17 protein-coding genes are annotated in these 18,278 nt (G+C 40.2%); 7 read left to right on the forward strand and 10 right to left on the reverse strand.

From position 1 onward, the window contains the following. Positions 1-22 precede the first annotated feature (22 nt). Positions 23-973: a DUF3078 domain-containing protein gene (locus tag AAFN64_RS15105; protein WP_347761084.1), complete on the forward strand. Its 951-nt coding sequence runs from the start codon at positions 23-25 to the stop codon at positions 971-973. A 43-nt stretch (positions 974-1,016) separates the two neighbouring features. On the opposite strand, the gene AAFN64_RS15110 is transcribed toward AAFN64_RS15105, so the two are convergent. The 6 genes from AAFN64_RS15110 to AAFN64_RS15135 form a co-directional block, all read right to left on the reverse strand. Beyond that, on the reverse strand, positions 1,017-3,665 hold the full coding sequence (locus AAFN64_RS15110) for a T9SS-dependent M36 family metallopeptidase (RefSeq protein ID WP_347761085.1): 2,649 nt from the start codon (positions 3,663-3,665) through the stop codon (positions 1,017-1,019). 96 nt (positions 3,666-3,761) lie between these two features. Next, on the reverse strand, positions 3,762-5,093 hold the full coding sequence (dgt, locus tag AAFN64_RS15115; protein WP_347761133.1) for a dGTP triphosphohydrolase: 1,332 nt from the start codon (positions 5,091-5,093) through the stop codon (positions 3,762-3,764). Between the two features lie 33 nt (positions 5,094-5,126). Continuing rightward, positions 5,127-5,837 carry an ATP-binding protein gene (locus AAFN64_RS15120; protein ID WP_347761086.1) on the reverse strand — a complete coding sequence of 237 codons (711 nt, stop codon included), beginning with the start codon at positions 5,835-5,837 and terminating at the stop codon, positions 5,127-5,129. A 107-nt stretch (positions 5,838-5,944) separates the two neighbouring features. Continuing rightward, positions 5,945-8,326, reverse strand: a complete 2,382-nt coding sequence (locus tag AAFN64_RS15125) for a ribonucleoside-diphosphate reductase subunit alpha (protein ID WP_347761087.1) — start codon at positions 8,324-8,326, stop codon at positions 5,945-5,947. A gap of 94 nt (positions 8,327-8,420) precedes the next feature. Next, positions 8,421-9,398 carry a ribonucleotide-diphosphate reductase subunit beta gene (locus AAFN64_RS15130; protein ID WP_347761089.1) on the reverse strand — a complete coding sequence of 326 codons (978 nt, stop codon included), beginning with the start codon at positions 9,396-9,398 and terminating at the stop codon, positions 8,421-8,423. 275 nt (positions 9,399-9,673) lie between these two features. Continuing rightward, complete coding sequence (locus AAFN64_RS15135; RefSeq protein ID WP_347761090.1) at positions 9,674-10,240, reverse strand: DUF3109 family protein; 567 nt, start codon at positions 10,238-10,240, stop codon at positions 9,674-9,676. Positions 10,241-10,445: 205 nt separating this feature from the next. On the opposite strand from AAFN64_RS15135, the gene AAFN64_RS15140 reads away from it, so the two are divergent. The 3 genes from AAFN64_RS15140 to AAFN64_RS15150 all read left to right on the forward strand — a co-directional run bounded on the left by AAFN64_RS15140 (position 10,446) and on the right by AAFN64_RS15150 (position 11,895). Beyond that, positions 10,446-11,021 (forward strand): MarC family protein, encoded by a 576-nt coding sequence (locus AAFN64_RS15140; RefSeq protein WP_256552257.1) that lies wholly within the window; start codon positions 10,446-10,448, stop codon positions 11,019-11,021. Positions 11,022-11,082: 61 nt separating this feature from the next. Then, positions 11,083-11,283, forward strand: a complete 201-nt coding sequence (locus AAFN64_RS15145) for a hypothetical protein (protein WP_256552256.1) — start codon at positions 11,083-11,085, stop codon at positions 11,281-11,283. A gap of 3 nt (positions 11,284-11,286) precedes the next feature. After that, positions 11,287-11,895, forward strand: a complete 609-nt coding sequence (locus tag AAFN64_RS15150; protein WP_347761091.1) for an FAD-dependent oxidoreductase — start codon at positions 11,287-11,289, stop codon at positions 11,893-11,895. A 31-nt stretch (positions 11,896-11,926) separates the two neighbouring features. On the opposite strand, the gene AAFN64_RS15155 is transcribed toward AAFN64_RS15150, so the two are convergent. The 3 genes from AAFN64_RS15155 to AAFN64_RS15165 form a co-directional block, all read right to left on the reverse strand. Beyond that, the gene (locus tag AAFN64_RS15155) at positions 11,927-13,507 is read right to left on the reverse strand and encodes a S41 family peptidase (RefSeq protein ID WP_347761092.1); all 1,581 of its coding nucleotides are present in this window, start codon (positions 13,505-13,507) and stop codon (positions 11,927-11,929) included. A 1-nt stretch (position 13,508) separates the two neighbouring features. Then, the gene (locus AAFN64_RS15160; protein ID WP_347761093.1) at positions 13,509-13,937 is read right to left on the reverse strand and encodes a dCMP deaminase family protein; all 429 of its coding nucleotides are present in this window, start codon (positions 13,935-13,937) and stop codon (positions 13,509-13,511) included. A gap of 170 nt (positions 13,938-14,107) precedes the next feature. Continuing rightward, positions 14,108-14,701, reverse strand: coding sequence for a HupE/UreJ family protein (locus AAFN64_RS15165; RefSeq protein WP_136403753.1), 594 nt, complete (start codon positions 14,699-14,701; stop codon positions 14,108-14,110). Between the two features lie 149 nt (positions 14,702-14,850). Between AAFN64_RS15165 and AAFN64_RS15170 the strand changes: the two genes are divergently transcribed. After that, entirely contained in the window at positions 14,851-15,282 is a 432-nt protein-coding gene (locus AAFN64_RS15170; protein ID WP_300486889.1) for a TerB family tellurite resistance protein, read from the forward strand. Positions 15,283-15,375: 93 nt separating this feature from the next. Here the strand turns inward: AAFN64_RS15170 and fbp are convergent, their stop codons facing one another. Then, positions 15,376-16,386, reverse strand: coding sequence for a class 1 fructose-bisphosphatase (fbp, locus tag AAFN64_RS15175; protein ID WP_300486886.1), 1,011 nt, complete (start codon positions 16,384-16,386; stop codon positions 15,376-15,378). Between the two features lie 105 nt (positions 16,387-16,491). On the opposite strand from fbp, the gene AAFN64_RS15180 reads away from it, so the two are divergent. Next, positions 16,492-16,974, forward strand: a complete 483-nt coding sequence (locus AAFN64_RS15180) for a GNAT family N-acetyltransferase (protein WP_300486883.1) — start codon at positions 16,492-16,494, stop codon at positions 16,972-16,974. Positions 16,975-17,017: 43 nt separating this feature from the next. Continuing rightward, positions 17,018-18,271 (forward strand): aspartate kinase, encoded by a 1,254-nt coding sequence (locus AAFN64_RS15185; protein ID WP_300486880.1) that lies wholly within the window; start codon positions 17,018-17,020, stop codon positions 18,269-18,271. Positions 18,272-18,278: the final 7 nt, after the last annotated feature.

Here is an 18,278-nt window from a genome sequence, read left to right on the forward strand (position 1 = left end):
AAAATTAAAAACTAGATTTACCATGAAGATTACTCCGTATCTAATCGGATTACTTTTTATTTTAGCCATTCAGAAAAGTAATGCACAAGACGTAGTAAGAACTACAATTCCCGACACCACCTCCTACTGGCACAAAAAAAACAGTGTCGGACTTGATTTTAGCCAAATCGCTTTTATCAACTGGAGCGTTGGAGGAAACAATTCCATTTCAGGCCTTTTAAAGGGCGCTTTTTTACGAAACTATGTCAAAGGTAATGTGAAGTGGAAAAATGAACTCATCGTACGCTATGGCGTTAACAAGCAGGAAGAGCGTGAACTTCGGAAGACCGATGACGCGATTCAGTTCAATTCAACCTTTGGTTACCGTCACGATAGTATTTCGAACTGGTACCACAGTGCGAAACTAAATTTCAATACGCAGTTTACCAGCGGATATGCCTATCCGAATACCGATCTGGCGATTTCCAAAGCCTTTGCGCCGGCCTATTTATTTCTGGGTGTCGGAGCCGAGTATTCCAATAAGGAACAAAAGCTAAATGCTTATTTTTCACCTTTAACTCAAAAAACTACATTGGTATTGGATCAGCGTTTAGCCGATCAAGGTGCTTTTGGGGTTGACAAAGCGATCTACGACGAAGCCGGAAATCTGATTACCCACGGTAAAAGATCACGAACGGAAGTCGGTATTTTAGTTACCAACCAATGGAAAACCGAAGTCTACAAAAACATATTCCTCGACCATCGTTTAAGCCTTTATACCGATTATCTGAATAATTTTGGCAATATTGATGTTGACTGGCAGTTACAACTGGATCTAGTCGTTAACGAATATGTAAAGGCCAATATCGGCACGAATCTTGTTTATGACGATGATATCAAATCGAAAAAAGAGATCGACGGTGTACAGGTTACTCAGGGACCTAAAATCCAGTTTAAACAACTATTAGGAATCGGTTTGAGTTACACATTTTAAGATATAAAAAAAGGTTCCTTTCGGAACCTTTTTTATTTTAGAATTAATTCAATATAACCTTTTGGGTATGATTTAAATTATCACCTTCAACTTTAAGAATATACATTCCTGATTGTAATCCTTTCAGGTTGATTGTTTTTTCAACATTGAAATCTTCCACTTTCTGACTGTATACATTTCTTCCGTTTATATCAAACACCTGTAACGATACTTTACCGGTATAGTTTCCGATAAACACATTAAACGTTCCGTTAGATGGGTTTGGATATACCTTGATCATATCTTTATTTTCAAAATAATCTACAGCCATCGTACAGTTTGGTCCTTGCGGAGGCGTTGTAAAATCTTCCACCTGGTCGTTGATTGCAGCCACACCACTATTCATACCTGCTGATGCATGTACGCCTAAACCTCTTCTGGCGAAAACGTCCCAAATCATACAGTAATTCTGCCCACCGGTTGTCGCCTGATCAGCTGCGATAATCGCGTCTCTTCCGGAAACAAACGAAGGATTACACGGTTGTAATTTTAACGCATCGATGATCAAACGTAAAACTTTATTATTACCACCAGTTCCGGTATAGATATTCGGATCATAGCCATATTTGTTGATATAGGCCCATGTTAAATCCCATAACATAGTAGCCCAAACGGTTCCTACCGCGTGCACATCAACTCGTAACGTACCATTCTGATCGGTATAGGATAAACCGTTGGTATCGCCATATGTAAGTGGATTGATTCCAAAATCGGTTGAATATTTATATTGACGGATTCCTACTCCATTCGTAGGCTGATTGGCAAGGAAAGTTGCAATTCCTTTTCCGGTAACCGGAGAATCACCCGCTTTGATTTGTAATAAATACGCGAAGAAATCCGACCAACCTTCACCCATTTGCTCTGTACTGGTTAAACAGCTCGGATTAGCTGGTCCACCGGTTAAACGGGAAGAAATACCATGACCATATTCGTGTGAAATCACCCCATTATCAAAATCACCATCCGAATTCACGAAGTTAACCGTTTCATAAGATAAGGTCGTATTAACCGCTCCGGATTGCATACCGGCAATTATCGCATTTCCTACCGACTGACTTACCAAAATAGCCGGGATCGTGATGCCTGCATTTGCACCACCCATAACCATATATTCATCCAGATTATTCACGACGATAACCGCCACGGCACCGGCATTTTGAGCAAACATTACTTTATTTACGAAATCACAAGATCCTCTGCGAACCAAAACGATTTTACCCGCTAACTGCGTTCCGTTGATGGCTGCGGTACAAGCATCGGCATTATCCGGAACACCATCGTCAAAAAGAGCTAAATCGGCTGTAATTCCTGCTGGTGCCGCTGGCACTGCTACGTGACCGCTTGTAAAGTTATTATCTACTGCAAAATAGGCTCCAGCCAAAGACGCTGGTGAATTTATACGGAAAAAGTTAGGTCGTGGCCCTACATTCCACAAATACATTTGCATACGTGGCGACTGACCATCAGCCGGAGTGGAGAAATTCGCGTTGTTTGTACCACTACCATCCTGAGAATCTGCTAAAACAGGATCTCCGTTAAAAGTCACGGTTCCACCGCGACCATAGTTATTTTGCTGGAAGTTACCATTGGCTTCATTAAACCCGTACTGATACATAATATCGTGCATGATATTATTCATATAGAACAGATTCGTGGTAGCCGCACTGGTATAGGTCGATGCCGCTACACCGGTTCCGCCGTAAGGGAAGTCAAAAGTCAAACTTAAACCACCGTTCGGGCTCACTCCAGTAGTCGCGTTATTTCCGGCAATATCTTCTTTTGCCCAAACATTATTACCTCTTGTAGTGGTAAACTCCGGACCGGCAACACCATTGGTATCATGCCATTCGTAAGGAGAAGCCAAGGCGTTATGCGGTGACGCTAATAATTCGCGGTTTCCGTGGTTCGGACTTTCCACATTATAAGGATAAACGCGATACGATCCACCCTGTACCTGAGCCAATGCACTTGCATCTTTAAATGCTTTGCTGCTGAAGTTGATGGTATGGTTGTGTTCTTTATGATTCGCATCACCGAAATTACAGCTCAATACCAAATCAAAATTTTCCAGCATCGCACCGTTTACCGCATCAATCCGAACACTCCACAAATGTTTATAATCGGACGTATAGAACGTATAATCCCAGGCCAGTCGCAGGGAAGTGTCTTCCATTTGCTGGAAAACAAGCTCTGCACTAACCGGATCATCCGTTAACGTTCCGTTAGTTAATTTATATTCTTTATCACTGATTTTAGTAGCAATCTGCGAACTGAAAGCAGGCACTTTTAAATGGGTTTGCGCCTTTAACAATCCGTCTGTTACCGATAGCACCGGTGTCTGGGTATTGATTTTTGCTGCTACATCTGCTATAAAACGGTTTCCGACATTAACTACTTCTCCGTTTTTAACTGAAAAGTTGGTTACCGCATTAAAAATCTCAATTCCCTTATAGCGCTGTTTTACGTAGTAGTTATTGATATTCGTTGTTGAAGAACTCGCTTCACTTTCCACAAACCAATCCGCGACATCTTGTCGGGATAAGCCTAACTTTTGATGGTTATTGGTTAGATAGCGTTGGATTTGCTCATTTTGAGATTGTGCAAACCCTGCGCTACTAGCCAATAGCAGCATCATTAGGGTAGTTTTTTTCATAATTTTTTTAGTTAGCTTTTTAATTCAAGTTTCACAAAATTATAATTTTATTCAACTTAACAAAAAAATATTGCTAACTTATCAATAATATCACACTTAACCTTTAATTATGTTAAAAATTTGTAAGGCTTTACCGTCAGTTAACATGGATATAAAATGACAGATGTGCATGAGTCGTTCGTACAGGCTCATTTTTTCGGTTACGAATTTTTCCGGAAGTAATTTTAGCAACAACTGATCGTAATTGGTAGCTGTTCCTTCGAACTTATTGTTATACGCCGTACAAAATTTATCCAATAACGTATTGATCACCTGATATCCCATGATTTCCTTTTCGATCACTTCGTTACTCTGGTAAATATTTTTTCTACTAATTTCAAGGATATCATCCATCTGCGCTTTATACTGACTTTTATCCATCAGCGCCGCATGAAACTTCCCTTCGAGAATCGCTTCTTCATTTTCGAGAAACACACGAACCGCATCGCCAATCAAACTACTAATCGCCAATGCCCGTAGGTAACTAATCCGATCTTCTTTAGTGATCAAGCTACTATATTTCTTTTTATCAATCTGTCCAACCAGCTTTCCCAAATACTCCAGTGCGAAGTCTTCATTCACTAATCCAAGGTTAATTCCATCTTCGAAATCGATAATGGTATAACAGATATCATCGGCCGCTTCAACCAAAAACGCCAGCGGATGTCTTTCGAAACCGATATCGTTGCCTTTTTTATTTGGAATAAGCCCTAACTCGGTCGCCACATCAGCAAAAAACACTTTATCCGTCTGAAAAAAACCAAACTTTTTATCGGCGATATTGGATGTCGGTTTTTTCGGCAGACTTTCTTTCGGGTATTTCATAAAAGCCCCTAAGGTCGCATACGAAATTCGCAAACCACCTTCGTTACCCGGACGTGAACCCGTAAGTACCGAAAAACCATTGGCATTCCCTTCGAAATCGATCAGATCCTGCCATTCTTTAGGCTCCAAATGTTCTTTATATTTGAATCCTTTTCCGGTTTTAAAATACTCACCAATTGCTTTTTCACCCGAATGTCCAAAAGGCGGATTTCCGATATCGTGCGCCAATGCCGCCGCCGCGACGATAGCTCCAAAATCGTTCATATGGAAACCGTGAATTTCTTTTAGATGGGGATATTTTTCGAGGATTTTCTTTCCGACCAAACGTCCCAACGAACGTCCCACAACCGAAACCTCCAAACTATGTGTAAGTCGGGTATGCACAAAATCGGTTTTTGACATGGGTATCACCTGCGTTTTATCCTGCAGACCACGAAATGCCGATGAGAAGATGATTCGGTCGTAGTCTACTTCAAACCCCAAACGGGTATCGTCCTGTTCCTTTCGCAAACGCTTGCTTGTATCGCCCTGTTTTTTTAATGACAGTAATTGTTCCCAATGCATCATAGGAGTGTATTTTAAATTCCCAAACGGGATCTAGTTATTTTGTTGTTTTTCGATTTCAGCCTGAATAATATTATTTTTTACCGCTGTAAATACATGATTTTTCGCTTCGGCAAACGACACCTCGTAAATCCGTTCCAACTTACAAAATTCGGCCGGATATTTTGACAACAGGTTGTTGTAATACGTATCGAGTACGTCGCGCGACGGAAGTGTAAACTCCAGTTTTAATTCGAATCTCCGTACCAAAGCCTCGTCAATCATCTGAATCTGGTTGGTTGCCGCGATGAGTATCGATTTTTTTGGAAAATTATCGATCAGCTGTAAGATGGCATTCACCACGCGTTTCATTTCGCTACTGTCCTTATTATCATAATCGCGTATTTGTCCCAACGAATCGAATTCGTCGAAAAACAATACAGCACTTTCATACAGCACTTCTTTAAACAAGCCCTCGATGTTTTTGGCCGTTTCCCCCAATTTGGACGAAACAATACTCGCCAGATTTACGATAATAATCTTTTTATCCAGCTTTTTGGCAATCGCCTTGGCAGTCATCGTTTTTCCGCAACCCGTTTTTCCGTAGAGCAGCATTTTATTCACCACCGGCAATTCATAGCGTTCCAATACTTCGCGGAAATGATATTCTTTTAAAAACTGGTTGATCTGTCCTGAAACGGCTTCATTAAAAACAACATCTTCCAGATTCACATTACTCCTGTCGGTAAAATATAAAGTACTCAAGCGATACGATTTTAGTTAAGTTGTGAACAAATGTACAAATACAATTTGGCTTAAAAAGGAAACAGCCATCTCAAAAGACAGCTGTTTTATATCATTGTTTTTTCAGATTATGAACCACACATTTCGCAATCGTCCGGTTCTGCATTTCTGGAACGCTCCAACATCGCGCGGAATTCATCTACAGCGATTTCTTCCTCTTTTGCTGGTGTTTCCTGCTTCACCTCGTTGTTTAATGTAAACTTGATCGCATCGACAGCACTCTTCGTTCTCAGATAGTACATTCCCGTTTTTAATCCGGACTGCCATGCGTAGAAGTGCATTGATGTTAATTTTGCAAAAGTCGCACCTTCCATAAAAAGGTTTAACGATTGCGACTGATCGATAAAGTAACCACGCTGACGGGACATATCGATAATATCTTTCATACTCATTTCCCAAACTGTTTTATACAGTTCTTTGATCTCCTGAGGAATGATATCGATATTCTGAATCGATCCGTTGGCACGCATGATTTCCTGTTTCAGGTTTTCGTTCCACAAGCCCAGATTTACCAAATCCTGTAACAGGTGTTTGTTTACCACGATAAACTCACCGGATAATACACGACGGGTATAAATATTGGATGTATATGGTTCGAAAGCTTCGTTGTTTCCTAAGATTTGTGATGTCGAAGCGGTAGGCATCGGCGCCATCAACAAGGAGTTACGCACTCCGTTTTGCATCACTTCTTTTCGCAGGCTTGCCCAATCCCAACGACCGCTTAAATCACCATCGTTCAATCCCCAAAGATTGTACTGGAATTCTCCTTTTGAAATCGGAGAACCCTCGAAAGTCGAATACGGTCCCTCTTCTTTTGCCATTTCCATAGACGAAGTCAGAGCCGCAAAATACATGGTTTCGAAAATTTCCTGATTTAATTTTTTAGCAGCATCACCGGTAAACGGCATACGCAATAAGATAAAAGCATCGGCCAGACCTTGTACACCCAATCCTACCGGACGGTGGCGCATATTGGAATTTTCGGCTTCTTTAACAGGATAGTAATTCCTGTCGATTACTTTATTCAGGTTACGGGTTACGCGTTTGGTAACATCGTAAAGTAGTGTATGATTGAATTCTCCGTTTTCCACAAACATCGGAAGTGATATGGAAGCCAGATTACAAACCGCAATTTCGTCGGCTGAAGTATACTCCAGAATTTCGGTACAAAGATTCGAAGAACGAATCGTTCCCAGGTTTTTCTGGTTTGATTTACGGTTGGCCGCATCCTTATAAAGCATGTATGGCGTACCGGTTTCGATTTGTGATTCCAGGATTTTCTCCCAAAGCTCACGGGCTTTTATGGTTTTTCTACCTTTTCCGGCATTTTCATAAGCGACATACATCGCGTCAAATTCGTCGCCATATACATCATATAATCCCGGACATTCGTTCGGACACATTAAGGTCCATTGTGCATCTTCCTGAACGCGTTTCATAAACAAATCGTTCATCCACATCGCATAGAAAAGATCACGTGCACGCATTTCTTCTTTTCCGTGGTTTTTACGTAAATCCAGGAAATCGAAGATATCGGCATGCCATGGCTCTACATAAATTGCAAAACTACCTTTACGTTTTCCACCACCTTGATCAACATATCGTGCGGTATCGTTAAACACACGCAACATCGGTACAATACCGTTGGATGTTCCGTTTGTTCCTCTGATATACGAACCGGTAGCGCGTACATTGTGGATTGACAAACCGATTCCTCCGGCCGATTGTGAAATCTTAGCCGTATGTTTTAAGGTATCGTAAATTCCGTCGATACTATCATCCTGCATGGTCAACAGGAAACAAGACGACATTTGTGGTTTTGGTGTTCCGGCATTAAACAACGTTGGCGTTGCATGCGTAAAGAACTTTTTCGACATCAACTCGTAGGTCTCGATAGCCGATTCGATATCATTAAGGTGAATCCCTACGGAAACACGCATTAACATATGTTGCGGACGTTCTACGATTTGTCCGTTGATACGCAACAAATAAGAACGCTCCAGAGTTTTAAATCCGAAATAATCGTAGTTAAAATCCCGGTTATAGATAATTGTGGAATCCAATCGTTCGGCATTGGCCATGATCACTTCATAAACCTCATCCGAAATCAACGGTGATTCCTGGTTGGTTCTCGGATTTACGTACTGATACATATCCGTCATGGTTTCCGAGAATGATTTTTTGGTGTTTTTGTGCAGGTTCGACACGGCAATTCGCGCCGCCAACTGTGCAAAATCCGGGTGAGAAACCGTCATTGACGCTGCTGTTTCGGCAGCCAGGTTATCCAGTTCTGATGTGGTTACACCATCGTATAAACCTTCAATAACTCGCATAGCTACTTTTACAGGATCAACCAAATCGTTTAACCCATAGCATAGAATTCTAACTCTGTCTGTAATCTTATCAAACATTACAGGCTCACGTCGTCCGTCTCTTTTTACTACATACATCGTATTGAAAATTTATGAATTGATACAAATAATTTTATAGAAAACACATTGGTTTTCGCCCCAATCGCCATTTAGCATGGCCGATTACAGTTCTTTAAAAATCAGCGTCGAAGCTAATTTTTTGCGAGTCGGTATCTTTATTTAATACACCCGCTTTCTGGTATTCGGATACCCTTTTTTCGAAGAAATTGGTTTTCCCTTGTAACGAGATCATATCCATAAAGTCAAAAGGATTGCTCGCGTTATATACTTTTTCACAACCCAGTTCCACCAACAATCTGTCGGCTACAAACTCCAGGTATTGTGTCATTAGTGTTGCATTCATTCCGATTAAACTCACCGGTAATGATTCGGTAATAAATTCTCTTTCGATAGTTAAGGCATCGGTGATGATTTCCACAATTCTCTCTTTCGGTACTTTGTTTACCAAATGGTGGTTGTGTAAGTGAACCGCAAAATCGCAATGTACCCCTTCGTCTCTTGAGATTAACTCATTCGAAAAAGTAAGTCCCGGCATCAAACCGCGTTTTTTCAACCAGAAAATCGAACAGAAAGCTCCGGAGAAAAAGATTCCTTCTACGGCCGCAAAAGCAATTAATCTTTCGGCAAACGAATCGGATTCAATCCAGCGTAATGCCCAATCTGCTTTTTTGCGAATGGCAGGAAAAACATCTAGAGCATGGAACAATTCATTTTTTTCAGCCTCGTCTTTTACATAGGTATCAATCAAAAGAGAATAGGTCTCACTATGAATGTTTTCCATCATGATCTGGAATCCGTAGAAAAACTTCGCTTCCGGATATTGCACTTCGTTTACAAAGTTTTCCGCAAGGTTTTCATTTACGATACCATCGGAAGCCGCGAAGAATGCCAAAATATGTTTGATAAAATATTTCTCGTCGTCGTTTAACTTGGTATTCCAGTCGGTCAAATCCTGATGTAAGTCAATTTCCTCTGCCGTCCAAAAGCTAGCCTCCATTTTTTTATACCAATCCCAGATATCGTGGTGTTTGATTGGAAAAATAACAAAACGGTCTTTATTCTCTTGCAAAATTGGTTCTATCACCGACATAGTACATTGACTTTTAAAAGATTAATTTTATGTTTTTCTAAAGAAAAACACACTACAAAGATTGGTATTTGAAACGGAAAAAGAAAGACAAATCGAGTCAAACTTATTCACAATTAAGACGAGTTTTTAACAAGCGAAGAAAATTCTTTCAAGCCGCGTTTAAAAACCTATATTTTTGAAAAACAATACATTACAAAATAACGTAAAGTTAAAAAAAGAAACACTTTCCGTGCAAACACACCAGATTAAAGCCTTTCCGAAAGAAAACAGCCAGCCTACTTTTTAAGTTCTTCGGCCACCTTTTCAAGTTCGCTATACCATTCCGGCCCGAACTTACGAACCAATGCTTCTTTTACGAATTTATACACCGGAACTTCCAACTCTTTTCCAAGCGAACACGCATCGTCGCAGATATGCCATTTGTGATAATTCACCGCAGCGAAATCGGAAAAGTCTTTAACCCGTATCGGGTACAAATGACAGGAAACCGGTTTTTTCCAATCGACCAAACCTTGGTTGTACGCCTGTTCAATACCACAAAGCGCCGTTGGCCCATCAAAAATAACATACGCACAATCCGCCCCGTTAATTAACGGTGTTTCCAGTTCGCCATCCGAACCTACGATTGAAGTTCCCTGCGCTTCGATTGCAGCGACACCTTCGGGACGTAAAAACGGTTTTACGATGGGATAAATTTTCTCCAGAATTGCCACTTCACTTTGATCAAGTGGCGCACCGGCATCACCATCCACACAACAAGCCCCTTTACAAGCCGACAGATTACACACAAATTCTTTTTCAAGAATTTCCTCAGACACGATGGTTTTCCCTAACTGAAACATTATACTCGGAATTCATTAATTAGCCGACAAAGGTACAAATTAATACGGACTTTAACACGGGGCAAAACACCCTCTTTCATTACGAAATAAGCAATAAACAAAGACATTTCGAGGTCAATTTTATTTTTATGTTAAATATTAACCTTGTTTTTAGATTTTTTGTTATAAATTTATATAATTTTGCAGTCTTAAAAAAATAATAGGTATGGGATTCGATTGGAAAGAAATTTTTACGGTAGGAATGGTTTTATTTGCGGTGATCGATATTTTCGGAAGCATCCCGATTATTGTTGATTTACGCAACAAAGTAGGCCATATACAATCTGAAAAAGCCTCTATAGTAGCGGCTGTTATTATGATTTCCTTTCTTTTTGTAGGAGATGAAATTTTAAAACTGATCGGAATCGATGTCAACTCGTTTGCCGTAGCCGGTTCGTTTGTATTGTTTTTCCTGGCATTGGAAATGATCTTAGGGATCACACTTTATAAAGATGATGCCCCCAATACGGCATCCATCGTACCCATCGCCTTTCCGTTAATTGCCGGAGCCGGAACGATGACTACTTTATTATCATTGCGTTCGGAATACCAGACAATCAACATCATTTTTGGTATTCTGGCCAACATTCTAATCGTATACCTTGTTTTAAAATCATCATCCCGAATCGAAAAAACATTGGGTAAAAACGGACTGGGTGTTATCCGTAAGGTGTTTGGCGTTGTTCTTTTAGCCATCGCTGTTAAATTATTCGCAGCGAATGTTAAAGGTCTATTTGTTTAAGTAGATTTTTACTAATTTCACCGCCATAATTTAACTACTCGTAGTTCTTTTTTTATTTACAATGAAAATTTTCTCATACATACTAATCGCTGCCGCGTTGGGGTTAATTGTGTTTAACGTAACGTTATTGGATTTTTCGAATCTTTTTGAAGGCAACAGTTTAGTGGCGTTAATCGGCATTGTGGCCTCATTATGCGCTGTTTGTATTTTATTAATCTTCAAGATGTCGAAAGCCATCGAAGAAAAAACAAAAGGAAACTAAGACATGTTTGATGTGTTGCTAATTGGTGGCGGTGTAGCCGGGGTTTCGTGTGCCCTTATATTAGGGTCGGCTCATAAAAAGAGTTTTGTAACCGACAAAAAAATAGGCATTATCACCCACCAGAAGGCGTCGTCGTTACAAGACGCGCTATTTAATAACGCCTATGGTATTCCGGCAGGAAAACTGGGTTCGGAAATTCTAACCGAAAGTACGGATCATCTGGCGCAAACCTACCCTCATATCGTACAAATTCCAGACGAAAAAGTAATCAAAGTCGAAGGAACATCGGGCGACTTTACTGTAACGACTAACAAAGCATCCTATAAAACCCGTGCGATTGTAGTTGCCATCGGTTCCTCCAACCTTTTTGGAATAGAAGGACTGGAACATTACATTGAACCGCACCGTAAAGCTTTACCGGAGAAGAATCGCATTCAACTTAAAAACAATGATCATCTTGTTGCCGACGGTATTTATGTAGCCGGAACTTTGGCCGGATGGAGAAGTCAGCTTGCGATAGCCGCCGGAAGTGGTGCATCGGTAGCGACAGACCTTCTTACATTGTGGAACAACGGTATCGAAACCCATTCGCACGACAGTATACGAAAATAAAAAAGGGAGCTAAGCTCCCTTTTCTTTTACTCTATTTTTTAGCCGCTTCCAATACCGCTTTAATCATCGGATCCTCTTTTAGAATCAACTGATAATAATGTTGTTCATCAAACAACTGACGCACAAATTCGGCAGCCAGATATTGTTTCACTTTATCTTTATGCTTATCCAGATTAAAAATCAGTCCGCTTTTTGACAAATGCTTACGGAAACCATCATAATAAAAGTCGGTCTTGATCACTTTATTTTCCACTTCCGGAATGCTTAACTTCTGAAATTGCATTCTTTCGTGATCCAGTTCTTCAAAAACAAAATAACTCACGATTCCGGATTGCATAATCATATTCAATGCTTCATCGCCATGTTTTCCTTCCATCGGGACAAAAATATCCGGAATGATACCACCGCCACCGTAAACCGTTTTTCCTTTTTTGGTTTTAAACTTCAAACTATCCGCAACTTTGATACTATCAAATGCGTATAATTCGCCGTTCTCGAAACGCTTTTCAAAATCACCGTAATATTCTTCCAAGCCTTTGTTATACGGTTTTTGGATGGATCGTCCCGAAGGCGTATAATAACGTGCCACCGTTAGACGAACCGCAGATCCGTCACCTAAAGGCATTTCCCGTTGTACGAGGCCTTTTCCAAACGATCGTCTTCCAACTATAAGTCCGCGATCGTTATCCTGAATTGCTCCGGCTAGAATTTCACTTGCCGAGGCACTGTTTTCATCGATCAGAATGTATAGTTTCCCGTTTTCAAAACTTCCTTTCGAAGTAGCATTACTCACGTCCTCCACTCCTTTTCGGTTTTTGATTTTAACGATCTGTTCTTTATCTTTCAGGAATTCGTCTGCGATTTCCACCGCGCGTTCCATATAGCCTCCGCCATTATTCCGAACATCGACAATGAGTTCTTTTACTCCGGCCGCTTTTAACTTTAACAATCCCTGATGGAATTCTTTAAAAGTGGTCTCGGCAAAACGATTGATTTTAATATATCCCGTTTTATTATCGAGCATTAAAGCCACGTCCACACTTTTGATTGGCACTAAATCGCGGGTTACATTGACTTTAAACTTTTTGTTTTCCGTTTTTCTAAAAATGGTCAGCTCCACTTTGGATCCTCTTTCGCCTTTGAGTTTTGAAAAAAGCGTGTCGTTGGATATTTTCTTTCCGAACAACTTTGTGTTACCGGCAAACAAAATACGATCGCCCGCACGGATTCCGGCTCTTTCCGAAGGTCCGCCGGCAATCGGTTTGATAACCGCCACCGAATCTTTATAGGTATAAAAATTGACTCCAATTCCCACAAAGTCACCTTTCATACTTTGCGCCACCGATTCAAACTCGTTTTTAGCAATATAAACCGAATGCGGATCCAGTTTTTCTAGAATACCGTTTACAGTAATATCCACAATCGAATCGGTATTGACCTCATCGACATATTCGTTATTGATAAAATCCAGTAGTTTATTGAGTTTATTTTTACTGGCGTTTGAGGAAAAATTCGCCGTTGGGGCAGAAAAGTTAAGATAGCCCCCAATAAGCACACCCACAGCGAGTGCCGTAGTGATGATTACCGGCAAGTATATTTTTTTAATTTTCATATCAATCCAAATCAGCAATATGCTCTACCTCTACACCTGCTTTTCTCAAAAAATCAAGTCCTTCTTCATCTTTATATCCCTGATAATAAACAACCCGTTTAATACCGGACTGATGAATCAGTTTACTACAATCCTTACAAGGCGATAGGGTAATATATAAGGTTGCGCCTTCACAGGATTGTGTTGATCGTGCCACTTTCGAGATTGCATTCGCCTCGGCGTGCAACACATACCATTTGGTGTATCCTTCGTCGTCTTCGCAGCAATTCTCAAATCCGGATGGTGTTCCGTTATAACCGTCGGAAATAATCATACGGTCTTTTACAATGATTGCACCAACCTGTTTTCTTTTACAATACGACAACAGACTCCATTCTTTTGCAATTCTCAGATAGGCCTTATCGTACTTATTCCGTTTTTGTTCTTTCATTAAATGTATTAGTTACTTGTAAACCACCACAAAAGGTAATGGCCTATCCCTATAGCCCTGATGGAAGCGACATCCTTGTTACACCAACACGATATAGCGGACAGCAGGAATACGGAATACAAAAATACGCAAACGTTTCGCTACTGATACTGAAAAGATAAGCATTTTTTTTAGCGGTTCCAAATTTCGCTACTAATGATCATTGGCAATACCACACCGATCACAAAAGCCGACATAACCAGTGTCCAGTCGCGTTTGGAAAAGCGGAAAAAAGTCTGGATAATATAGGAAAGGATTAATACTACCAGTACTACAATAATTTGGGCTGTTTCGATACCGAGTGCAAATTCGAGTAACGGCAGTAATTTATCGGATGCGGCGCCCGGCAATATGGTTTTAAAGTAATTGGAAAAGCCCAATCCATGAATAATTCCGAAGAAAAGCGTCACGAAAGCCACAAAACTGACACTTTCGTTTTTGGATGACTTTCCAGCGGTAAACAAATGAAACAATGCCGTAACCAAAATGGTAATCGGAATTAGAAATTCGACCAGATTGGCTTTGATATATACGATTCCATAAACCGAAAGCATGAGTGACAAAGTATGTCCCAGAGTAAAAAGCGTTACGAGTAACAACACCCGTTTCCAGTCTTTAAACGCATAGGGAACCACCAAAGCGATCAGGAACAAAACATGATCATAAGCATTGATATCGAGCACATGACGCAAACCGATATTAAAGTATATCCAAAATTCTGACATAGTATTTCTTTTAAATTGACTTGGGAATCCAAACTTACAATTATTTTTGATATTTATATACTCCGTCAACAAAAGCTACCATTTTGTTTTAACAGGATGGGAAATAAAGTATATTTGTACCTGCACAACACCATTTAATTGTAAAAGTTATGTCATTTTCAGATTTATTTGATAGCGAATTCAAGTCCCGAAACAAGGGTCATTTTTCGGCTATCGTACGCGTTGCCATTGCAGACGGCGACCTGACTCAGGAGGAAAGAAACTTCTTAGATAAGTTGGCCATTCAGTTGGAAATTTCAAAAGAGGAATATGAAGAAATCCTGGAGAATCCTTTAAAATATCCGGTTAATCCTCCTTATTTATACACACAACGTTTAGAGCGTTTGTATGATTTATCCCGTATGGTTTATGCGGATCATATTCTAGGGCCAAAACAAAAAGAAATCCTAATCCGTTTTGTACTAGCGTTAGGCTTTACACCAAGTAACGCTTCTTATATTGTAGACAAAGCGTTTTCGTTATTGGTTTTAAATGTAGATCTGGATACGTTTATTTACGAAATGCAAAACATGAACAAATAATCCGGTTATACCGAATAAAAAAAGTCCTGAATTCTCAGGACTTTTTTGTTTTATAGACCTGTCAGATTTTGTAAAACCTGACAGGTCTTTCTATTATTGAGCGGCATTAGCCATAAATTCCTCTGCTTTTTGCACCATGTTTCGGCTTCCGCAGAAAAACGGTACGCGTTGGTGCAATTCGGTCGGCTTAATTTCCAGGATACGATCAAAACCATCGGACGCTTTTCCTCCGGCCTGCTCAGCGATAAAAGCCATTGGATTGCATTCGTATAACAAACGTAGTTTTCCTTTTGGCGCTTTGGAACTGGTCGGATAAATATAAACTCCGCCTTTGATCATGTTTCTATGAAAATCGGATACCAAACTTCCGATATAACGGGACGTATACGGACGATCACCTTCTTCCAACTGACAATATTTGATATAATCTTTAACCCCTTGTGGGAAATGAATATAATTTCCTTCGTTAATCGAATAGATTTTTCCGTCGGGTGCATATTTCATATTCGGGTGCGACAGATAGAACGTACCGATAGCCGGGTTTAACGTAAAACCGTTTACCCCGTGACCGGTCGTATACACCAACATGGTCGACGTACCATAAATTACATAACCTGCTGCCACCTGATTTACGCCCGGTTGTAAAAAATCTTCCAGTGTTACCGGTGTTCCCATCGGCGTAATTCTACGATAAACCGAGAAAATCGTTCCTACCGATACGTTTACATCGATATTGGACGAGCCGTCCAACGGATCCATTAACACTACATATTTGTTATTGTGACTGGCATCTTTTCCCTGAACGGTAATAAAATCGTCGTTTTCTTCGGACGCAATTCCGCAAACAATCTCACGATTGATCAACGTCTGAATAAAAACCTCATTGGCATATACATCCAGCTTTTGCTGGTCTTCGCCCTGAATATTTTGTTCACCGGCCGCTCCTACGATATCGACCAATCCGGCTTTATTTACTTTGTGGCTCACCACTTTTGCCGCCAGACGGATGGAATTGATAATTCGGGACAATTCCCCGGATGAGTACTTGAATTCTTCCTGTTTTTCAATGATAAACTCACCTAACGTTATATTGCGATCTTTCATTATTTATTAGAGTTGTTGTTGTGTTTTCGAGTACAAATATCGCTATTTTTGTGCAATGCCAATAGATTTTATTCCGGCAATAATAAAACACTTAATTTCCGTAAAATGAACATCCGAAAAGGACAAAAAGAAGATATGCCAGCCGTACTCGGACTGATCCGTGAATTGGCGCTATTTGAAAGAGAACCCGATGCCGTAGTGGTTACCGCCGAGGAACTGGTGCGCGACGGTTTTGGTGAAAACCCGCTTTTTAAAACCTTTATCGCCGAAGTCGACCATGAGATTGTCGGTATGGCTTTATTCTATTATCGTTATTCGACCTGGAAAGGCAAAACGATTCATCTGGAAGATTTGATTGTAAGCGAAAAAATGCGCGGTACCGGATTGGGACATGCTTTATATGCCGAAGTAATCAAACAAGGCGAAAAAGACAATGTTCGCCGTATCGAATGGGCTGTACTGGACTGGAACCAAAATGCGATTGACTTTTACGAAAAATCGGGTGCAAAAGTTTTAAAAGACTGGTATGTCGTACAAATGGACGAAGCCGGAATAAGCAATTTTACAAACAGCTTACAACCGCGTTAAAGCGAGTGTAATCATACTATTATATAGGTCTAATTTTTAAACAATGAGAGTATTCAAATTTGGTGGCGCCTCTGTAAAAGATGCCGATAGTATTAAAAACGTATACGACGTTTTGCAGCAAGTAGGTTTTGACGATGTTCTTCTGGTTGTTTCGGCAATGGGAAAAACCACAAATGCTTTGGAAGTGGTTATAAAGAACTATTTTGATAAATCGGCGGAGCTCAAGGCTTCCATTCAGGAAGTCAAGAAATACCACAATCAGATTTTACTGGATTTGTTTGAAGACGAAAAGCACGAGGTATTTGCAGCTGTAAACCGGCATTTTACCGATATGGAGCATTTTCTGGACATCAACAAATCGCCCAACTATAACTTTGTATACGATCAGATTGTAGGTTATGGCGAAATTGTATCAACTACGATTCTGAGTTATTACTTTAATCATAGCGGTATCCGAAACCAATGGGTGGATGTACGTAATTTGATAAAAACAGATAATACGTATCGTGATGCGATTGTCGACTGGGAATTAACACAGAAAACCATTTCCAAAAACATCAAAAAGAACGTTCTGAACATCACTCAGGGATTTTTAGGATCGGACGAAAACAACTTTACAACTACTTTAGGACGGGAAGGTTCCGATTATACGGCGGCTATTTTTGCGTATTGTCTGAATGCCGAAAGCGTGACCATCTGGAAAGATGTACCGGGTGTTTTAAATGCCGATCCGCGGTATTTTGAAAACGCAGTCCTGTTAAATCAGATTTCCTATCGCGAGGCAATTGAACTGGCGTTTTACGGTGCTTCGGTAATTCACCCGAAAACCTTACAACCACTACAAAAAAAGGAAATTCCGTTATATGTAAAGTCGTTTGTCAACCCATTATTACCGGGAACCAGTGTTTCCAAAGGAGCCGATCTGGAACCACAGACTTCCTGCTTTATCGTTAAGAAAAACCAGATGTTGATTTCCCTGTCATCAATTGATTTTTCGTTTATCATGGAAGAAAACATCAGTGCAATTTTCGGATTATTCCACCAGTACAAAATAAAGGTGAGCCTGATCCAGAATACGGCGATTAGTTTTTCCGTTTGCATTGAAGACAAGTTTAATCATTTCAACGAACTAAAAGCGGCACTCTCTAAAAAATTCAAAGTGACCTATAACGAAAATGTCTCCTTGTACACAATTCGTCATTTCACAGACAAAGCGGTACAAATGGTCGAAAAAGACAAAACGGTACTGGTAAAACAAATGAGCCGTGAGACGATGCAAATCATCACCAAAGAATAAATAAAAC

It is taken from the genome of Flavobacterium sp. CAU 1735 (assembly GCF_039888695.1).
In the GTDB taxonomy this organism is placed as follows: Bacteria; Bacteroidota; Bacteroidia; order Flavobacteriales; family Flavobacteriaceae; genus Flavobacterium.